This is a genomic window from Streptomyces sp. KR55, assembly GCF_052245645.1.
Taxonomy (GTDB): Bacteria; Actinomycetota; Actinomycetes; order Streptomycetales; family Streptomycetaceae; genus Streptomyces; species Streptomyces flavusporus.
In genome coordinates this window covers 1-2,658 of record NZ_JBQQCE010000784.1, presented here as the reverse complement: position 1 = coordinate 2,658, position 2,658 = coordinate 1, and the positions used below count along the sequence as shown (strand labels likewise).

Here is a 2,658-nt window from a genome sequence, read left to right as displayed (position 1 = left end):
CCCTGATCGCGTCGGCGAGCACGCTGTCCAGGTCGGCGCGTACCTCGTCCAGTTCACGGAAGTGCGAGACCGCCCGTACGTCGGCCCTCCTGCGGCGCATCCGGACCCGTACCGACTGCACACCGGACACCTCCATGGCCCGGTCGCGCAGCACGGTCGCGGCGGCGTCGCGGTGCAGTCCGGCGCGTACGTCGGCATGGGTGCGCCGCATCGGCAGAACGGCTCGCAGTCCGGGCGTCATGGCCAGCACGATCAGCCAGAGGCCGAGGGCGGCGGCGACGCCGGCGCCGACGAGGACCCAGGTGTCGTCGAGGGGGCGTTCGGCGAGTTGGCGGGCGAGTTCCCGGCGCCAGCGCATGGGCGGCTGGTCGGCCCGGACGGCGGCGATGTCGTAGAGGAAGGTGCCCGCGACGACGAGGAGCAGCAGCGCGGCGATGCCCGCGGGGATACGGCGGGCCGACCAGAAGCGGTGGTTTCCGCCGTTGTCCGCGTCGGCGGCCGGCAGCGGTTCGTAGGCGGCCGACGAGGCGGACTGGCCGAGTTCGGGCTCGGCCGGCTCCTTCTCGATGACCGGCAGTTGCTGTGTGGTGCCGTCGGAGCCCTGGGACTCGCTCATCGCGTCCTCCCCTGCGCCGCGCCGTGCGCCGCTGCCAGATGCAGCCGCTCCACCTGGACGGCGACCTCCGGAACGTCCATTCCCACCAACGCGCCTACCCGTTCGACGACCTGGCGACGCACCTGCCCGCAGCGGGCACCGATGTCGCTGGGGTAGTCGAGCTCGAGGTGGATGCGGACCCGGGCGGCGTCGTGGTGCACGACGACCGTGGCGTGCGGGCGGGCCGCCTCGGGCGGCAGCGTGCCGAGCGCCTCCCGGGCCGCCTGCGCGGCGATCTTCGCGACCACGCGGTCGGCGATCCGGGTCGCCCCGCGCTCGCCCGGAGGTACGACGGTGACCGGTCTGCGAGGTTCGGCGGCCGCACTGCTCACGGGCGTCACCGCCGGCGTTCGCCACGCGAACGGAAGAAGTCGCCGACCTCCAGGTCCCCCTCCAGGAACCGGCCGACGACGAACCCGACGGCGCCCAGGGCCGCCACCAGCAGGAAGGCACCGAACCCGCCGAAGTACCCGGCGAAGCCCAGGGCCATTCCGGCGATCATGCCGACCAGGGCCATGCTCATCGTGCGCTCCTCAGCTAGTCAGCGGCGCGTCAGCCGTACGGTGTTCCGGTCGCCGGGGCGTCACTGGATCCGGGGTTCCGTCTCCTCTTCTTCTTCCTCCGGAAGCTTGACATCACTCACCGCGATGTTGACCTCGACGACCTCGAGCCCGGTCATCCGCTCCACGGCCGAGACCACGTTCTCCCGCACGGCCCGCGCGACATCGGCGATCGAGACGCCGTAGTCGACGACGATCTCCAGGTCGAGCGCGGTCTGCACCTCTCCGACCTCGGCCTTCACCCCGCGCGTCACGGACTTCGCCTGGCCGGGCACCCGCTCGCGTACGGCCCCGAAGGTGCGGCTCAGTCCGCTGCCCAACGCATGCACGCCGAGGACGTCGCGGGCGGCGAGTCCGGCGATCTTCTCGACGACCCCGTCGGCGATGGTGGTCCTCCCCCGGGTCCCCGGATCGCCGCCGCCACGCCGGGTGGGCTTGCGGGTCTGTACCGGAGGCTGGGTTTCGCTTTCGGGGGCCTGTGTCCGGTTCATATCGGTCATGGCCGTGCGTCCCTTTCGGTCGTCGTCCCCTTCGACCACGGTAAGTGGGGTTGCTCGGTTGCGCGCCAGGGATGCGGCAGGCTGGAGCAATGACGGCGGACGGATGGACGCGGGCGGTACGGCGGCAACTGGGGCTCGGCAGGCTTCTGCCGCTGGGCGGCCCGCGCGACGGCGCGTGGATCACGGAGCGGGCGGTGGAGGCGGTGCTGCGGCACGCGGCGGGCGCGGTGCCCGGCGTGCGGCTGGGCGCGGTCGGGATCAGCCTGGCCGATCCGGAGGGCGCCCATGAGCCCGCCGTACCGCCACCACCGAGCGCCCTGCCGCCCGGACCTCTGCGTGTGACCGCCGACTTCGCGGCGACGGCCGCCGAACCGCTGCCGACGGCGGCCTCCCGGCTGCGTACGGCCCTGGCGGCGGCCGCGTCGCAGCGGCTCGGGCTGACGGTGGCGGAGGTCGACCTGCGGGTGACCGCCCTGCTGGGCCAGGAGGCGGAACCCGACGCCGTACCACCCCCGGAGCCGCCGCAGGCGCGGGAGTCGACAGACGCCGAGGAAGCCCTGGTGGCCGACGCCGCCCTCGCCGTCCAGGGCGTGAGCCGTCTGACCGGGGCGCTGGGCGGTGTGGGCCGGGCGGTGCATCTCGAGGAGGAGCCGGGCGACCGCGCGCTCCCGCGCCGCCATGTGCGGATCGAACTGGCGGTACGCGCGGACCACCGGGCCGTGGACGTGGCCCGGGAGGTCCGCGCGAAAGTGGGAGAGGCGCTGCCGGATCACCCCACGGTGGCGGTACTGATCACGGCGGTCGGCTGACCGTCCCAGGGCCTGTCCGGCGGATCATGCCGCAGACGCGGGGGCCGGCACGCCCTCCCCCACTCTCGGCTTCGCTCGAGCGGGAGGTGCCCCCACCGGCGTTGTCGTCGGTCGCCGACTCCCCCACGCTCGGC

5 protein-coding genes are annotated in these 2,658 nt (G+C 73.9%); 1 reads left to right on the top strand and 4 read right to left on the bottom strand.

Features of this window, described 5'->3' with window-relative positions:
• The 4 genes from ACTWQJ_RS50035 to ACTWQJ_RS50020 form a co-directional block, all read right to left on the bottom strand.
• Positions 1-616 (bottom strand): DUF6286 domain-containing protein (locus ACTWQJ_RS50035; protein WP_443312990.1); only part of this gene is annotated, 616 nt, incomplete at its 3' end.
• On the bottom strand, positions 613-996 hold the full coding sequence (locus ACTWQJ_RS50030; RefSeq protein WP_443312989.1) for a hypothetical protein: 384 nt from the start codon (positions 994-996) through the stop codon (positions 613-615). The genes ACTWQJ_RS50030 and ACTWQJ_RS50035, both read right to left, overlap by 4 nt.
• Positions 993-1,178 carry a hypothetical protein gene (locus ACTWQJ_RS50025; RefSeq protein WP_385515854.1) on the bottom strand — a complete coding sequence of 62 codons (186 nt, stop codon included), beginning with the start codon at positions 1,176-1,178 and terminating at the stop codon, positions 993-995. Before ACTWQJ_RS50025 ends, ACTWQJ_RS50030 begins: the two co-directional genes overlap by 4 nt.
• Positions 1,179-1,238: 60 nt before the next feature.
• Complete coding sequence (locus tag ACTWQJ_RS50020; RefSeq protein WP_443312988.1) at positions 1,239-1,715, bottom strand: Asp23/Gls24 family envelope stress response protein; 477 nt, start codon at positions 1,713-1,715, stop codon at positions 1,239-1,241.
• Between the two features lie 89 nt (positions 1,716-1,804).
• Between ACTWQJ_RS50020 and ACTWQJ_RS50015 the strand changes: the two genes are divergently transcribed.
• Positions 1,805-2,524 carry a nucleopolyhedrovirus P10 family protein gene (locus ACTWQJ_RS50015; protein WP_443312987.1) on the top strand — a complete coding sequence of 240 codons (720 nt, stop codon included), beginning with the start codon at positions 1,805-1,807 and terminating at the stop codon, positions 2,522-2,524.
• Positions 2,525-2,658 lie beyond the last annotated feature (134 nt).